The following is a 16,857-nucleotide window of genomic DNA, read 5'->3' as shown; positions in this document are numbered from 1 at the left end:
GACATGCAAAATGCCGCTGTCGGTCCCCGTGGGGTACCGGCAGCGGCACGTTGGGGTCGCGTTCCCGGCCGGCGCACTCCGGCCGACGCGGCGCGTTCTCTCGTTCGGCGCGATCCCTCGATCGTCGCGATCTCTCGTTCGGCGGGAACTCAGCCGACGAGGCCGTCAGCCATCTCCTCCGACAGCGTCGACTCCGTCCCCGGAATGCCCAGGTCCTGCGCCTTCTTGTCCGCCATCGCCAGCAGCCTGCGGATCCGGCCCGCCACCGCGTCCTTGGTGAGCGCCGGATCGGCGAGCGCGCCCAGCTCCTCCAGCGACGCCTGCTTGTGCTCCATGCGCAGCCGGCCGGCGGCGGCGAGGTGCTCGGGCACCTCCTCGCCCAGGATCTCCAGCGCACGCTGCACCCGGGCCCCGGCCGCCACGGCCGCGCGAGCCGAACGGCGCAGATTCGCGTCGTCGAAGTTGGCCAGGCGGTTGGCCGTCGCGCGGACCTCACGGCGCATCCGCCGCTCCTCCCACGCCAGCACCGACTCGTGCGCCCCGAGCCGCGTCAGCAGCGCCCCGATCGCGTCCCCGTCCCGTACGACGACCCGGTCCACGCCACGTACCTCACGCGCCTTGGACGGGATCTGCAGCCTGCGGGCCGCGCCGACGAGCGCGAGGGCCGCCTCGGGCCCCGGGCAGGTCACCTCCAGCGAGGAGGAGCGCCCCGGCTCGGTGAGCGAACCGTGCGCGAGGAACGCGCCCCGCCAGGCCGCCTCGGCGTCACAGGTCGCGCCGGAGACCACCTGGGGAGGCAGTCCGCGGATCGGCCGGCCACGGCCGTCCACCAGGCCCGTCTGACGGGCCAGCTGGTCACCGCCGGTAATCACCCGTACGACGTAGCGGCTGCCGCGGCGCAGTCCGCCGGGGGCCATCACCACCAGTTCGGAGTTGTGCCCGAAGATCTCCAGGATGTCCTTGCGGAGCCGGCGCGCGGCGATGCTGGTGTCCAGCTCCGCCTCGATCACAATGCGTCCGCTCACCAGATGGAGACCACCCGCGAACCGGAGAATCGCCGAGACTTCGGCCTTCCTGCAGCACGTACGGGTGACGGGAAGCCGGGCGATCTCGTCCTTCACCGCTGCCGTCATCGCCATGGGCCGATCCTTCCATGCATCCGAAAAATACGGTCGTACGCGGCGGCCAACAGTTCCGGGTCGTGCTTCGGAAGTCCATCGGGTCGGGCCACGGGAGCCAGCTCGACCGCGGCACCGAGCCGCATCGCGGCGTCGGAGAGTGATTCGCTGTCGGGCACGGCGGCCTCGTCGGCCAGCACCACGTCCAGGGCGAGTTTAGGGGCGTGTCGTCCCAAAACCTCCAAATGACGCTGCGGTGAGAAGCCATCTGTTTCACCGGGTTGCGGCGCGAGGTTCAGCGAGAGGACCCGGCGGGCCTTCGTCTCCACGAGCGCGTCGAGCAGCTCGGGCACGAGCAGATGGGGGATCACGGAGGAGAACCAGGAACCGGGGCCGAGCACCACCCAGTCGGCGTCGAGGACGGCGGCGACGGCCTCGGGGACCGCCGGCGGGTCGTTCGGCACCAGGTGCACGGACTGCACCTCGCCTCGCGTCAGGGCGACCGTGGCCTGTCCCCGTACGGTGTCGATCTCGTCCGGGTGGTCCGGGTCGTGGCCCCGTACGAGCGCCTGGAGCTCCAGCGGCACCGCGGACATCGGCAGCACCCTGCCGTGGGCGCCGAGGAGCTTGCCGACCAGGTCCAGGGCCAGGACATGGTCACCGAGCTGTTCCCACAGGGCGACGATCAGCAGATTGCCGACCGCGTGTTCGTGCAGGTCGCCCTTGGACTGGAAGCGGTGCTGGATGACGCGGGCCCACGTCTGGCCCCAGTCGTCGTCGCCGCACAGCGCCGCCAGCGCCTTGCGCAGATCACCGGGCGGGAGCACGCCGAGCTCCTCGCGGAGCCGGCCGCTGGAACCGCCGTCGTCGGCGACCGTGACGACCGCCGTGAGATCGCCGGTGATCCGGCGTAGCGCCGTCAGGGAGGCGGACAGCCCCATGCCGCCGCCGAGCGCGACGACCTTGGGCTGGGCGCCACGGCCCCGGCCGGCCAGCGCGGGCGTGTCCCTGCGCAGCCGCCGCAGCCGGAAGTTACGTCCGGTCACTCGCGCCCCAGGTCCCGGTGGACGACCACGGTCTCGATTCCCTCGGCGGCCAGCCGGGCGCCCAGCTTCTCCGACATGGCGACGGAGCGGTGCTTGCCGCCGGTGCAGCCGACGGCGACGGTCACATAGCGCTTGCCCTCACGGCGGTAGCCGCCGGCGATCAGCTCCAGCAGCTCCGTGTAGCGGTCCAGGAACTCCTTCGCACCCGGCTGGTTGAAGACATAGCCGGACACCTCCTCGTTGAGGCCGGTGAAGGGGCGCAGCTCGGGGACCCAGTGCGGGTTCGGCAGGAAGCGGCAGTCGACCACGAGGTCGGCGTCGACCGGCAGGCCGTACTTGTAGCCGAACGACATGACGGTGGCCCGCAGCTCGGGCTCCTCGTCGCCCGCGAACTGGGCGTCCATCTTGGCCCGCAGCTCGTGGACGTTGAGGCTGGAGGTGTCGATCACCAGGTCGGCGTCGCCGCGCAGCTCGCGCAGCAGGTCACGCTCGGCCTCGATGCCGTCCACGATCCGGCCGTCGCCCTGGAGGGGGTGCGGACGGCGTACGGACTCGAAGCGGCGGACCAGTGCCTCGTCGGAGGACTCAAGGAACACGATCCGCCGGGTGACCTGCTTGGCGTCGAGGTCGGCGAGCGATTCGCGCAGATTGTCGAAGAAGCGGCGCCCCCGGACGTCGACGACCACGGCGATCCGGGCGACGTTGCCCTGCGAGCGGGCGCCGAGCTCCACCATGGTGGGGATCAGTGCGGGCGGCAGGTTGTCCACGACGAACCAGCCGAGGTCCTCAAGACACTTGGCGGCCGTGCTGCGGCCCGCGCCCGACATGCCGGAGATGATCACCAGCTCGGGGATGGCGGGCTCGGGGACGGGCTCCCCGGAGCCGTCGGTCCCTTCGGCGGGCTCCCCCGCGTTCTCCTCGGTGGTCTCCCCGCCCGCTTCCTGTGCTGCCCCCTCCGCGCTCTCCTTGGGTTCACCCGTACTCACGTCTGCCACTCCGTCCCGGTCTTGCTCAGTCATGCGTGCTGCCCCCGTCGTCTTCCATGATCTCTCCTGTTGCCGTGTTCACAGCGGGCGCGGCCGGTGCCGCCTGGGCGAGGGCCACGGCCACGGACTCGGCCGTCTTGCGGCCGAGCCCCGGCACCTCACAGATCTGCTCGATTGTGGCCTGCCGGAGCTTCTTCACCGAGCCGAAATGCTTGATGAGTGCCTGTTTCCGGGTCTCGCCGAGGCCGGGGACGTCGTCCAGGGGGCTGGTGCGGATGCGTTTGGCCCGCTTGGCCCGCTGATAGGTGATGGCGAAGCGGTGGGCCTCGTCACGTACGCGCTGGAGAAGGTACAGCCCTTCGCTGGAGCGGGGCAGCACCACGGGGTCGTCGTCATCGGGCACCCAGACCTCTTCGAGGCGTTTGGCGAGGCCGCAGACGGCGACGTCGTCGATGCCCAGCTCGTCCATGGCCCGCTTGGCGGCGGCCACCTGGGGCTGTCCGCCGTCGACGACGACGAGCTGGGGCGGGTACGCGAAGCGCTTGGGCCTGCCGTCCTCCTCCTTGGGAGACGACGGTCCGGAGTGGCCGTTGTGCCCGTCCTCGCCCGGGGCGGCCGGTTGCTGCCGGGCGGTCTGGTCCTGAGAGGTCGGATCCTGGGCGTTCGGGTCCTGGACGGCCTGGTCCTGTGCGTCGGCGCCCTCCTCCTGAGTCCACTCCCCCGTCCGCTCCTTCTCGGCGAGGTAGCGCTTGAAGCGCCGGCCGATCACCTCGTGCATGGAACGGACGTCGTCCTGGCCCTCGAAGCCCTTGATCTGGAAGCGGCGGTACTCACTCTTGCGGGCGAGGCCGTCCTCGAAGACGACCATCGAGGCGACGACGTCGTCACCCTGGAGGTGAGAGATGTCGAAGCACTCGATACGCAGCGGCACACTGTCCAGCCCGAGCGCCTGCGCGATCTCCTCCAGGGCCCGCGAGCGCGTCGTCAGATCGCTGGCCCGCTTCGTCTTGTGCAGGACGAGCGACTGCTGGGCGTTGCGCCCCACCGTCGCCATCAGGTCCTTCTTGTCACCGCGCTGCGGGATCCGCAGCGAGACATGCGAGCCCCGGCGCTCGCTCAGCCACTGGGAGAGCGCGTCGGTCTCCCGCTGGTCCTCCGGCAGGGCCGGGACAAGGACCTCCTTGGGAACCGAGTCGCCGATCTCCTCGCCGTACAGCTGCTGGAGCGCGTGCTCGACCAGGCCCGCCGTGTCGACCTCCTCGACCTTGTCCGTCACCCAGCCGCGCTGGCCCCGGACACGTCCGCCGCGGACATGGAAGATCTGTACGGCCGCTTCCAGTTCGTCCTCGGCGACGGCGATCAGGTCGGCGTCGGTGGCGTCGGCGAGGACGACGGCGTTCTTCTCCATCGCCCGGCGCAGCGCCCCTATGTCGTCGCGCAGCCGTCCCGCCTTCTCGTACTCCATGTCCTCGGCGGCGATCGCCATCCGCTGCTCCAGCCGGCGGATGTACGCGCCGGTGCGGCCGGCCATGAAGTCGCAGAACTCGTCTGCCAGTTGGCGGTGCTCCTCAGGGGTGACACGGCCGACGCAGGGCGCCGAGCACTTGCCGATGTAGCCGAGGAGACAGGGCCGTCCGGTGCGCTCGGCGTTCTTGAACACCCCGGCGGAACAGGTGCGTACGGGAAAGACCCGGAGCATCAGGTCGACGGTCTCGCGGATGGCCCAGGCGTGGCCGTAAGGACCGAAGTAGCGCACGCCCTTCTTCTTGGCGCCGCGCATGACCTGCACGCGCGGGAATTCCTCGTTCAGCGTGACCGCGAGATACGGATAGCTCTTGTCGTCGCGGTACTTGACGTTGAACCGGGGGTCGTACTCCTTGATCCACGAGTACTCCAGCTGGAGTGCCTCGACCTCGGTGGAGACGACCGTCCACTCGACGGAGGCTGCCGTGGTGACCATCGTGCGGGTGCGCGGGTGAAGATTCGCCAGGTCCTGGAAGTAGCTGGAGAGCCGGGGGCGCAGGCTCTTGGCCTTGCCGACATAGATCACCCGGCGGTGATCGTCACGGAACCTGTAGACCCCCGGGGAGTCGGGGATCTGTCCCGGCTTGGGGCGGTAGCTGGAGGGGTCGGCCATGTCTTCCACCCTACTTGCGGGCACCGACAGTGTGGCCGCGCCGGGTGGGGCGGAGGGGGTGTCGTGGCGGCTTGCGTGGGGGCGCTCAGGCGTCCGGGCCCGCGACGAGCCTGCCGTCCTTCGCGCTGATCGGGACCTCGGGGAGCGGCACCGTGGCCGGGCCCTTCGTCGCCTTGCCCGTCGTGACGTCGAACCGGCTTCCGTGGCAGGGGCAGTTGCCCTCGGTGCCCTCCAGTTTCTCCAGCACACAGCCCGCGTGGGTGCACTGCGCGCTGAAGGCCCTGTACTGGCCCTCGGCGGGACAGCTCACCACCAGACGCTCCTCCCGGTAGAGCTTCGCGCCGCCGACCGGTACCGCGTCGGCGGCGCCGAGGTCGACCGGGGCGGTCGGGGTCGGCTCCTGCGCGTGACCGAGCTTCGACTCGGTGGAACAGGCGGCCACACCGGCACCGGCCGCTCCGGCGAGTGCGACCCCCTTCAGGACGGTACGACGGGGGGTGGGCCGGGCGGGCATGGTGTCTCCACTGGTCAGAAGGCTGGCGCTGGTCCCGACCCTACCCGCGGCGATCCGGGCGCCCGCCGGGGGCATCGTGGCCGGCCGGCCGCGCACACGCTGTCGCGCGTGGGGACGATGGGTTACGTTCGGCGGCGTGATCGTCGTCGCCGGAGAGGCACTGATCGACCTGGTCCCGCAGCCGGCCGCCGACGGCCGGGCGGGCGAGTCCGGCGGTGGGGCCGGTGGTGGCGTGGGCGGTGTGCCCGGTGGCCCGCTGCCGTCGTTGCCCCCTTTACTGCCCCGGCTCGGCGGCGGCCCGTACAACACCGCCGTCGCCCTCGGCCGGCTCGGCACGCCGACCGCCTTCTGCTCACGCGTCTCCACGGACGGTTTCGGCGCGGCCCTGCTGGACGGTCTGCGGTCGGCTCGCGTCGGCACCTCCCTCGTACAGCGGGGCCCCGAACCGACGACGCTCGCTGTCCCCTCCGTAGGAAGCGACGGTTCGGCCCGCTACGGCTTCTACACGCAGGGCACCGCCGACCGGCTGTTCGAGCTGCCGCCCCAACTGCCGCCGTCGGCACGGGCGCTCGCCCTGGGCACCTGCTCGCTCGTGCTCGAACCGGGCGCGAGCGCGTACGAGGCCCTGCTGCGCCGTGAGGCGGACCGGGGGGTCTTCACGCTGCTCGACCCGAACATCCGGCCGCGGCTGATCCCGGACGCCGGTGCCTATCGCGCGCGCTTCGCGGGGTGGCTGCCGTACCTGTCGCTCCTGAAGCTCTCCGAGGAGGACGCGCGCTGGCTGGGGGGCGTGCCGAGCGGCCCCGCGGCCGTGGTGCTCACGCGCGGCTCCGACGGGCTGAGCGTACGGACGCGGGCCGGGGTGGAGGTCTCCGTACCGGCCGCCCCGGTGGACGTCGTGGACACGATCGGCGCCGGCGACACCGTGAACGCCGCGCTGCTTCACCAGTTGGGCGCCTACGGCGTCCTGTCGGAGGAGGCGGTCGACGCGCTCGACGCGGGGCAGTGGCGCGAGATCCTCGGCTTCGCCGCGCGGGCCGCCGCCGTCACCTGCTCCCGCACCGGCGCGGAACCTCCTTATGAGGCCGAGGTGGTGTAGGGGGAGACGGAGTCGACCGGGGCTTCGGCTGCGGCTGCGACCTCGGAACCGACGAAGGTGCCGGGGCCGGGGACGGGGACGCGAGCGGGCCCGGACCGGCGGCGGGACCGGCTGGGGTCGCCCGGGAGGGCGCCGGTGGCGGCAGGAAGCCCGTGCGGGTGAAGTAGTCGACGTACGTACGAAAGAGCTCTTCGTCGATGTCGCGGCAGACAATCCCGGTGCCCGCCAGCGCACGCCGGGTGTCCCGCGCGTCGAAGAGCGCGCTCCCCTCCGATCCCCCTCCGCGCGTCTCGGCGGTCATGGCCGCGAGGAGCGGGAAGGCCGCGTTGCCGGGATCCGCCTCGGTGGCGGCCAGCCAGTCGGCGGGCGGTACGTCCTCGACGGCGTGGCCGAGTACGCGCAGGCGCGTGACGGCGGTGTCCATACGCAGCGGGCGCTCCCCCGCGAGATGGAACGTCCGCCCCGCCGACCGGGGTTGCCGGGAGAGTGCCACCACGGCGGCGCTGACGTAGTCCACCGGCACAAGGTCGAAGGCCGTGTCGACCCCCGTCGGGGCGACACCCGCCTGCACGCACCCCTTCAGCAGCAGCCACATGAAGTCGCCCGTCTGGCAGACGCCGGTGGCCGACTCGCCGGTGATCCGGGTGGGCCGGTAGACGGAGACGGGCAGCCCCCGGTCGCGCGCGGCCTCCAGGAGTTGTTCGGCCGCCCATTTGCTCTGTGTGTAGCCGTGTTCGAGCGCGGCGAGCGGTCCGGTCGGGTCCTCGGGCCGGATGGACCGGACGCCGCGTACGGGGCTCTCACCGGCGCCGTCCGCGCTGCCGGCCGCGCCGCCCCCGTACACCCCGACGGTGGAGATGTGGTGGACGGGCACGGTGCGGTGCAGGGCGGCGAGCCGCAGGATCTCCTGCGTGCCGTGCACGTTGGCGGCTCTCAACTGATCGTAGGAGAAGACCAGGTTGACGGCTGCCCCGGCGTGGTAGACGACGTCGACGGTGCGGGCGAGCCGGTCGAAGTCGGCCGCCGAGAGGCCAAGCTTGGGCCGGGCCAGGTCGCCCGGGATCACCGAGACGCGGTGCTCGCTGGACGGGTCGTTGAGGCCGTACGAATCGATGACCGAGCACAGTCGTTTCTCGGCGCTCGGCTGATCGCCGCCGCGCACCAGACAGTGGACGGTGGCGTCGGTCCGTCGCAGCAGCTCCCTCAGCAGGAAGGCACCGAGGAAACCGGTGGCCCCGGTGAGGAGGATGTGTTCCGGGTCGGGGACGACGGTGCGGACTTCGGCCGCGGCGACGATGTCGGGGGCGAGCCGGAGGTCGTCGCCGAGGTCGGGAGGGCCCTCGCCTCCTACAGAGGATGCGCCCGCGGCCGGGGGCCGCTCGTCCCGCGCCCTGGCTTCGGCTTCGTCCACCAGTACGGCGAGGCCCGCGACGGTCGGTGAGGCGAAGACCGAGCGAAGCGGCACCTGTACCGCCAGCTCCTCCCGGAGCGCGAGGACGAGCCGGGTCGCCAGCAGGGAGTCGCCGCCGAGCGCGAAGAAGTCGTCGTGCACGCCGATGGTGCCGAGGCCGAGCAGCGCCGACCACAGGTGCGCGATCCGTTCCTGGGTGGCGGTACGGGGCGCGGAGCCGGCCTCCGAGGTGTCGCTCCCGCCGTGACCGGTCCTCTCGGCGAGCACGGCGCGGTCGACCTTGCCGCTCGGGGTGAGCGGGAAGCGGTCGACCGGTATGCAGCGCGCCGGGACGAGCGGTTCGGGCAGCCGGGCGCGCAGTGCCCGCCGCATCTCCTCCGGGCCGGCCGCCGCCGGGTCACCGGTGATGAAGTACGCGAGGAGCCGCTTCCCGGCCCCCGGGCCGAGGTCCTGGGCCACGACAGCCGCGTCGGCCACCCCGGGCTGGGCGCGTACGGCTGCCTCCACCTCGCCGGTCTCCACCCGGTGACCCCGGATCTTGACCTGGCCGTCACCCCGGCCCACGTACTGGATCCGTCCGTCGGGCAGCAGCCGGGCCAGGTCGCCCGTGCGGTAGAACCGGCTGCCGCCACTCGCGCCGGTGCCGGGGATGTCGCCGGACACGAACCTCTCCGCGGTCAGCTCGGGGCGACCCACATAGCCGCGCGCGACCACCGGTCCCCCGACGCAGATCTCCCCCACGGCGCCCGCCGGCACCGGCCGCAGCCGCTCGTCCAGCAGCGCGACCGCCGCGCCGTCGACGGGGCGCCCGATGCTCGGCAGATCGGGCCAGGCGGCCGGGTCGGGGCCCAGCCGCTCCGCCGTCACGACGTGGGTCTCGGAGGGGCCGTACTGATTCTCCAGCGCGGCCGGGGTGAGCGAGCCGAAGAACTGGCGCAGGGCGGGGGTGACATGGAGCTGTTCACCCGCTGTGAGGACCTCCTTGAGAGATCCGCAGCGACGGCCGGTCGCGCACGCGTACTCCGCCAGTTGCTGCAACGCGACGAACGGCAGGAACAGCCGCTCGATCCGCTCCGACGCGATCAGGTCGAGCAGTTGGTGCGGATCTCTGCGGACCTCTTCGGCCACGAGGACGAGCGCCCCGCCCGCCGCCCAGGTCGCGAAGATCTCCTGGAACGCGACATCGAAGCCGAGGGGCGCGAACTGAAGCGTCCGCGCCCCCTCACCGGTGCCCGGCCCGGAGGCCGACCTGCGGCGCTGCCACTCGATCAGATTGGCGAGGGGGCCGTGTTCCATGGCGACGCCCTTGGGCAGGCCCGTCGAACCCGAGGTGTAGATGACGTACACCAGGTCGTCGGGAGCCACCGGGACGACGGGGGCGACCCGATCGCCCTGTACCGGGACCTCCGGCAGCTCGTCGAGGAGCACCGCCTCCACATCGGCGGGCAGTTCGGCCGGCCGGCATTCGCGCTGGGTGAGCAGGACGCCGATCCCGCTGTCCCGCACCGTGAACGCGATCCGCTCCGCCGGATGGTCCGGGTCGACCGGCACACAGCTGCCGCCCGCCTTCAGCACCCCGAGGACGGCCACCGGCAGGTCCGCCGTCCGGTCCAGGCAGACGCCGACGGGGCGGCGTACGGCGCCCCGCGCGACGAGCAGCGCGGCGACCCGGTCGGCGGCCGCGTCCAGCTCCGCGTACGACAAGGCCCACCCGTGTGCGACGACGGCGGGGGCGTCCGGTGTCCGCCGGGCCGAGCGCGCGAACGCCTCGTGCACGAGCGGTACTCCGGGGGGCGGCGGCGCGCCGTGGGCCCACTCGGTGAGCACCCGCCGCTCCTCGTCGGCCGGCATGACCGCCAGGTCCTGGAGCGTGGTCTCCGGCCGGGCGACGGCGTCGGCGACGAACGTACGGAACCGGGCCGCCAGCCGCTCGGCCGTCGCGCGGTCGAAGAGGTCGGCGGAGTACTCCCACAGCCCGCGATACCCCTCCCCGTCGGGCATCAGGTGCAGGAACACGTCGTACTTGGCCGTCCCGCCGTGCACCTGGAAGCGCTCGGCGTCGACGCCGGGCAGGGACAGCGCCGACGGGGGCGCGTCGTCGACCGCGAACACCACCTGGAAGAGCGGAAATCGGCTCAGTGTGCGCTCGACACCCAGCTCGCGCACGAGATGGCTGTAGGGCACGTCCTTGTGCCGGACGGCCGATCTGACCTGATGCTTCATCTCCTGGACCAGCTCCGTGAACGACCGGTCGTGGCGCGGCCGTGCGCGCAGCGGCAGCACATCGGTGAGGCAGGCGATGAGGTCCTCGGTCTCCGGCTCGTCCCGGCGCGACACCGGCGTACCGATGACGAGGTCGTCCTGGCCGGTGTGGCGGCCGATCAGCGCGGTCAGCGCGGCGGCCAGCACCACGAAACGTGTCGTCCGCAGCCGGGCGGCGAGGCGGCGTATCCCCGCTCCCGTGGCGGCGTCGACGGCGAACTCGACCTGGCCGCCGTGGTGGCTGAGAGCGGGCGGGCGCGGGCGGTCGGCCGGGAAGGACGACTCGTCGGGGGCCCCGGCGAGTTCGGCCCGCCAGTGCTCGACCAGCCGCGCGCGGTCCTCGCCGCCGGTGCTCCGCTGGTGCTCGGCGTACGGCCCCGACTGGACGGGCAGTTCGGGCAGCCGGGGTGCCCGGTGCTCCACCTCGGCGCGGTACAGCTCGCCGAACTCCTCGTCCAGGAGGCTGAAGCACCAGCCGTCGATCACGGCGTGGTGGATCGCGACGGCGAGCACCGACTCCTGCTCGGCGCCCGGGCCCGGCTCGGAAGCGTCGTCGCCGCCGCCGCCGTCGCTGTCGCTGTCACCGATCACCAGGAGCGTGGCATTCAGCAGCGGGGGTTCGGCGAGGTCCAACTGCCGGGTGACGGCGTCCCTGAGCGCCGTTTCCCGCTCGTCCGCCCTGATCCGCCGCACGTCGACCGGCACCCGCGCCGGCGGGACGACGATCTGCCGGGGAGCGCCGTCCACCAGCACCAGCCGACTGCGCAGCGCCTCGTGCCGGGCCACGATGCCGGTCAGCGCGGCTTCGACGGCAACGATGTCGAGGGCTCCGCGCAGCCGGTGGACCCACGACTCCAGATAGCGCGAGGTGCCCTGCTGATACTGGTCGTTGAGCCAGATCGACTCCTGCTCGAACGACATCGGGTAGGTACGCGGTTCCATCGCTTCTCGCTTCGTGGTGCGAACGACTGGGACGGACCTCTGGGGGGTGGCGGACGAGGCCGGTGCGGCGATATTCAGACACCGATCATGCGTCTATCGGCCCGGCGGGTCCAACAGTGCGGTGATGTCGATCTTTCCGTTGGGCGTCCGGGGGAACGAACTGACGCGCCGCACCTCGTCCGGGACCTGGGCGCGCGGCAGTACGGCGGCAAGCGCTTTCCGTACGGCGTCCGGCTCCGCGTCCCCGTTGTCGACCGCTGTACCGGCGTCACTTTTCGCGCCCGTCCCGCCGAGCGGCTCCTCGGTGTAGAACATCGCCAGACGTTCGTACGCACCGCTCCGACCAGCCACGGGAACCACGGCACACTCCCGTATTCCCGGCAGGCGCAGGGCCGCGGCCTCCGTCTCGGCGGGCTCGACGCGGTGCCCGGAGATCTTGATCTGCCGGTCGGCGCGGCCGTGGAAGTGCAGCAGGCCGTCGCCGTCCAGCCGGCCGAGATCGCCGGTGCGGTAGATCCTTGTGGGGCCGGTGCCGTGGTCGAACATGGTGAAACTCTCTCTCGTGGCCCGCTCGTTGCCGAGGTAACCGTCGGCAAGTCCGTCCCCTGAGACACAGATCTCGCCGAGCGAGCCGGGCGGCACCTCACGGTCGCCGTCGAGGACATGGATCGCTGTGCCGGTGACCGGCGTGCCGAGCGGGATGCCGTACTCGGCCTCGCAGTCGGCCGGTCGGATCCGGTGGGTGGTGACGAAGACACAGCATTCGACCGGGCCGTAACCGTTGAGCAGCGTGATCCCGGGGTGACGGGCGAGGAAGGCCCGGATGTGGGGGGCGGAGAGGCGCTCGCCGCCGGTGAAGACCTGGCGCAGTCCGGTGAAGCAGTCGGGGTCCTCGTCCACGAAGAGGTTGAAGAGCGCGGCGGTGAGCCAGATGGTGTCCAGGCCGGTGGTTTCGACGAGGTCGGCCAGGTCGTCGGGGAGGAAGTAGTCGCCGTCGACCAGCACGATCGTGCCGCCGGTGGTCAGCATGCTCCACAGTTCGAGGGTGAGCGCGTCCCAGGAGACGGGGGCGGCCTGGGGCATCACGCGGCCGGGGCCGAAGTCGGCGAAGCCGTTCGGACCGAACAGCCGGGTGGTCGCGCGGTGCGGGGAGACCACGCCTTTGGGGGTGCCGGTGGTGCCCGAGGTGAAGAACACGGTGGCGGGAGCGGCCTCGTCGTCCACCCCCTCCGGCGCGTGCGGCGCGTGCGACGCGTCCGACGCGTGCCTGAGGCGTGCGTCCGGTGCCCGTTCGGCCGCTTCGGTCAGCTCTTCGGCGGGTGGCTGCCATACGGTGCGGCCGTCGGCGTCTGCGGCGGGCACCGTGCCGCCGCCCGGAGACGGGGCCACGACGACCGGCGGGGCCAGCATGCCGAGCACGGTGCCCAGCCGGTCGGCGGGGAGTTTCGGATCCAGCGCCGCGTAGGCGGCACCACGTTTGAGTACGGCGAGGAGCACCGCCACCAACTGGGGCGAGCGTGGCAGCAGTACGGGCACCAGCCGTCCGGGCCCCACGCCGAGGCGGCCGAGCTCCACGGCGTACGCCTCCGCCGCCAGGTCGAGCGTCCGGTAGCTGACACGCCGACCGGCGAAGACGAGCGCCGTCGCGTCCGGCCGGAGCCCGGCCTGCCGCGCGACGGCCTCATGGATGAGCCGCGCACCGGTCGGCCGCGCATCATGGAACCGCCCATCGGGCGTGGGAGGCGCGGGAGGCGTGCGGGACATGCGGGACATGAGAAGTCGGTCCCCGTCCCGGTCAGACGGCTTCGCCGCGGGCCATCACGGCCGCTTCGAAGTCCCCGACGGTTTCGCTGTCGAAGACCGTGTCGGGAGAGACCCGGATGCCCAGCTCTCTCTTGACCCGGGTACATATGCGTACCGCTTGGAGCGACGTGCCGCCGAAGTCGTAGAAGCTGTCGGAGGGCTTCAACTCATCGGCTCCGAGGACCTCTGCCATGATCCGGACGACGGAAGCGCTCTCACCGCGCTGCTGCTCGGACACCTTCATCTCGCATCCTGCCGATTGATGGAAGGTGCCCATTCTGACCCAGATCCCGCGCATACGTTCGGCCGAGGCGCCCTCGGGCGACGCCTCGGCCTCCTGATGTCAGGCCTTACGGGACCGCGCGGCCGTCTTCTTGGCCGCGGTCGTCTTCCCGCCGGCCTTCGTCGCGGTCTTGCTCGCGGTCGTCTTGACCGCCGTCTTGCGGGCCGGTGACTTCGTCCGGCTCGAAGAAGCCGCGTCACTGATCCGCTCCACGTCGAGGATCTCCCGCAGGAACTTTCCGGTGTGGCTGGTCGAGACCCCGGCCACCTCCTCCGGCGTGCCCTCGGCGACGACGAGCCCGCCGCCGTTACCACCCTCGGGCCCCATGTCGACGACCCAGTCCGCCGTCTTGATGACGTCCAGGTTGTGCTCGATGACGATGACCGTGTTGCCCTTGTCGACCAGCCCCGACAGCACGTTGATCAGCTTGCTGATGTCGTCGAAGTGCAGCCCGGTGGTGGGCTCGTCCAGCACGTACACCGTGCGGCCCGTGGACCGCTTCTGGAGTTCGCTGGCCAGCTTCACGCGCTGCGCCTCGCCGCCCGAGAGTGTCGGCGCGGACTGGCCGAGCCGCACATAGCCCAGACCCACCTCGTTGAGCGTCTTGAGGTGGCGCGAGATCGTCGGGACGGCCTCGAAGAAGTCGAGCCCCTCCTCGATCGGCATGTCCAGCACCTCGGCGATGGACTTGCCCTTGTAGTGGACCTCCAGGGTCTCCCGGTTGTAGCGCGCTCCGTGGCAGACCTCGCACGGGACGTACACGTCCGGCAGGAAGTTCATCTCGATCTTGATGGTGCCGTCGCCCGCGCAGTTCTCACAGCGTCCGCCCTTGACGTTGAAGGAGAAGCGGCCGGGCAGATAGCCGCGGACCTTCGCCTCCATCGTCTCGGCGAAAAGCTTGCGCACATGGTCGAAGACCCCGGTGTACGTCGCCGGGTTGGACCGGGGCGTACGGCCGATGGGCGACTGGTCGACATGAACGACCTTGTCGACCATGTCGTCCCCGTCGACCCGGGTGTGGCGCCCCGGCACCGACTTGGCGGCGTTCAGCTCACGGGCCAGGTGCATGTAGAGGATGTCGTTGACCAGGGTCGACTTGCCGGACCCGGAGACGCCCGTGACGGCGGTGAACAGGCCGAGCGGGAAGGACACGTCGATGTCCCGCAGGTTGTTCTCCCGCGCGCCGTGCACCGTGAGCCGCCGCTTGGGGTCGATCGGCCGGCGGACGTCCGGCGTCGGGATGGCCTTCTTGCCGGACAGATACTGCCCGGTGATCGACTCCTCGTTGTCCAGTAGCTCCTTCAGCGTGCCGGCGTGGACGACCTTGCCGCCGTGCTCGCCCGCGCCGGGGCCGATGTCGACGATCCAGTCGGCCACCTTGATGGTGTCCTCGTCGTGCTCCACGACGATCAGGGTGTTGCCCATGTCGCGCAGCCGGATGAGGGTCTCGATCAGCCGGTGGTTGTCGCGCTGGTGGAGGCCGATGGACGGCTCGTCCAGTACATAGAGCACGCCGACGAGACCGGAGCCGATCTGGGTGGCGAGCCGGATGCGCTGTGCCTCGCCGCCGGAGAGTGTGCCGGCCGCGCGGTTGAGCGAGAGATAGTCCAGGCCGACGTCGACCAGGAACCTCAGCCGTTCGTTGACCTCCTTGAGGACCCGCTCGGCGATCTTCTTGTCCCGGGCGTTCAGCTTCATCTTGCCGAGGAAGTCGGCGCACTCGCTGATCGACATGGAGGAGATGTCGGCGATGGACTTGTCCATGACCGTGACCGCGAGGACGAGCGGCTTGAGACGGGTACCGTGACACGTCGGGCAGGGCACCTCGCGCATGTAGCCCTCGAAGCGCTCCCTGCTGGTGTCGCTCTCCGCCTCGGAGTGCCGCCTCTTGACGAAGGAGACCGCGCCTTCGAAGGACGGGGTCGTGTACGCCCGCTCGCGGCCGTACCTGTTCCTGTACCGCACCTCGACCTGGGTCTTGTGCCCGTACAGCAGTGCCTTCTTGGCACGCTGCGGCAGTCCGGCCCACGGGATGTCCGTACGGAAGCCGACGGACTCGGCCAGTCCGCCGATGAGCCGGCCGAAGTACTCCTTCGTGTGGCCGTGCGACCACGGGTGGATCGCGCCCTCGTCCAGCGACTTCTCCTCGTCGGGGACGATCAGCTCCGGGTCGACCTCCATACGGGTGCCGATACCCGTGCAGTCCGGGCAGGCGCCGAAGGGCGAGTTGAAGGAGAAGGAGCGGGGCTCCAGCTCCTCGAAGGACAGGTCGTCGTACGGGCAGTACAGATGCTCCGAGTACATCCGCTCGCGCTCGGGGTCGTCCTCCGGGAGGTCGACGAAGTCGAGCACGACCATGCCACCGGAGAGCCCGAGTGCGGTCTCGACCGAGTCGGTCAGCCGGCGCTTGGCGCTGCCCTTCACCGTGAGCCGGTCGACGACCACCTCGATGGTGTGCTTCTCCTGCTTCTTGAGCTTCGGCGGCTCACTGAGCTGGATGGTCTGCCCGTCGACGCGCGCCCGGCTGTACCCCTTGGTCTGGAGGTCCGAGAACAGATCGACGAACTCGCCCTTGCGCTCCCTGATCAGCGGCGACAGCACCTGGAAGCGGCTGCCCTCGGGCAGCTCCAGGACCTTGTCGACGATGGCCTGCGGCGACTGGCGGGTGATCGGCCGGCCGCACGCGGGGCAGTGCGGTTTGCCGATACGGGCGAAGAGCAGCCGGAGGTAGTCGTAGACCTCGGTGATCGTGCCGACCGTGGACCTGGGGTTGCGGGAGGTCGACTTCTGGTCGATGGAGACGGCCGGCGAAAGGCCTTCGATGAAGTCGACATCCGGCTTGTCCATCTGCCCGAGGAACTGCCGGGCGTACGAGGACAGCGACTCGACATAGCGACGCTGCCCCTCGGCGAAGATCGTGTCGAACGCGAGGGAGGACTTGCCCGACCCGGAGAGCCCGGTGAAGACGATGAGGGAGTCACGGGGGAGGTCGAGCGAGACGTTCTTGAGATTGTGTTCGCGAGCGCCACGGACGATGAGACGGTCGGCCACGCCGGTCCGCACCTTTCTGGAGAGAAGCAGGGGCGGAGCCCCCGTTCAAGAGTAATGGGGGCCGCCAAATCGATGGACTGCCAAGTGGCATGACCCGGGTCACTGGGGCTCCGGGCCTTGAGGGCTCCTGGTCAGGATGCCTCCCGCGAGCTTATAGCACGTGCATTCGATTTATCGCAGCTTACGACTGCCTTCACCCGAAGGA

Annotated in this window: 10 protein-coding genes; 1 reads left to right on the top strand and 9 read right to left on the bottom strand. The window is 71.0% G+C overall.

The window, feature by feature from the left end; genetic code table 11:
• Positions 1-149 precede the first annotated feature (149 nt).
• The 5 genes from whiA to ACIBBB_RS12705 all read right to left on the bottom strand — a co-directional run bounded on the left by whiA (position 150) and on the right by ACIBBB_RS12705 (position 5,801).
• On the bottom strand, positions 150-1,139 hold the full coding sequence (gene whiA / locus ACIBBB_RS12725; RefSeq protein ID WP_023542507.1) for a DNA-binding protein WhiA: 990 nt from the start codon (positions 1,137-1,139) through the stop codon (positions 150-152).
• On the bottom strand, positions 1,130-2,164 hold the full coding sequence (yvcK, locus tag ACIBBB_RS12720; RefSeq protein WP_398981050.1) for a uridine diphosphate-N-acetylglucosamine-binding protein YvcK: 1,035 nt from the start codon (positions 2,162-2,164) through the stop codon (positions 1,130-1,132). The genes whiA and yvcK overlap by 10 nt, the downstream gene beginning before the upstream one ends.
• On the bottom strand, positions 2,161-3,183 hold the full coding sequence (rapZ, locus tag ACIBBB_RS12715; protein WP_398981049.1) for an RNase adapter RapZ: 1,023 nt from the start codon (positions 3,181-3,183) through the stop codon (positions 2,161-2,163). The genes yvcK and rapZ overlap by 4 nt, the downstream gene beginning before the upstream one ends.
• Complete coding sequence (gene uvrC / locus ACIBBB_RS12710; RefSeq protein WP_398981048.1) at positions 3,176-5,287, bottom strand: excinuclease ABC subunit UvrC; 2,112 nt, start codon at positions 5,285-5,287, stop codon at positions 3,176-3,178. Before uvrC ends, rapZ begins: the two co-directional genes overlap by 8 nt.
• Before the next feature lie 85 nt (positions 5,288-5,372).
• Complete coding sequence (locus ACIBBB_RS12705; RefSeq protein WP_398981047.1) at positions 5,373-5,801, bottom strand: Rieske (2Fe-2S) protein; 429 nt, start codon at positions 5,799-5,801, stop codon at positions 5,373-5,375.
• Between the two features lie 136 nt (positions 5,802-5,937).
• Here ACIBBB_RS12705 and ACIBBB_RS12700 point away from each other — a divergent pair, with 136 nt between their 5' ends.
• Positions 5,938-6,900 (top strand): carbohydrate kinase, encoded by a 963-nt coding sequence (locus ACIBBB_RS12700; protein WP_398981046.1) that lies wholly within the window; start codon positions 5,938-5,940, stop codon positions 6,898-6,900.
• Here the strand turns inward: ACIBBB_RS12700 and ACIBBB_RS12695 are convergent.
• The 4 genes from ACIBBB_RS12695 to uvrA all read right to left on the bottom strand — a co-directional run bounded on the left by ACIBBB_RS12695 (position 6,848) and on the right by uvrA (position 16,652).
• Positions 6,848-11,515, bottom strand: a complete 4,668-nt coding sequence (locus ACIBBB_RS12695) for an amino acid adenylation domain-containing protein (RefSeq protein ID WP_398981045.1) — start codon at positions 11,513-11,515, stop codon at positions 6,848-6,850. The genes ACIBBB_RS12700 and ACIBBB_RS12695 overlap by 53 nt on opposite strands.
• Positions 11,516-11,608: 93 nt before the next feature.
• Positions 11,609-13,279 carry an amino acid adenylation domain-containing protein gene (locus ACIBBB_RS12690; protein WP_398981044.1) on the bottom strand — a complete coding sequence of 557 codons (1,671 nt, stop codon included), beginning with the start codon at positions 13,277-13,279 and terminating at the stop codon, positions 11,609-11,611.
• A 31-nt stretch (positions 13,280-13,310) separates the two neighbouring features.
• The gene (locus tag ACIBBB_RS12685; RefSeq protein WP_398981043.1) at positions 13,311-13,562 is read right to left on the bottom strand and encodes an acyl carrier protein; all 252 of its coding nucleotides are present in this window, start codon (positions 13,560-13,562) and stop codon (positions 13,311-13,313) included.
• Between the two features lie 99 nt (positions 13,563-13,661).
• A complete protein-coding gene (gene uvrA / locus ACIBBB_RS12680; RefSeq protein ID WP_398981042.1) occupies positions 13,662-16,652 on the bottom strand; it encodes an excinuclease ABC subunit UvrA in 2,991 nt (996 codons plus the stop codon).
• Positions 16,653-16,857 lie beyond the last annotated feature (205 nt).

The organism is Streptomyces sp. NPDC051217 (assembly GCF_044455465.1).
Lineage (GTDB): Bacteria > Actinomycetota > Actinomycetes > Streptomycetales > Streptomycetaceae > Streptomyces.
This window is presented reverse-complemented; position numbering and strand designations above follow the sequence as displayed.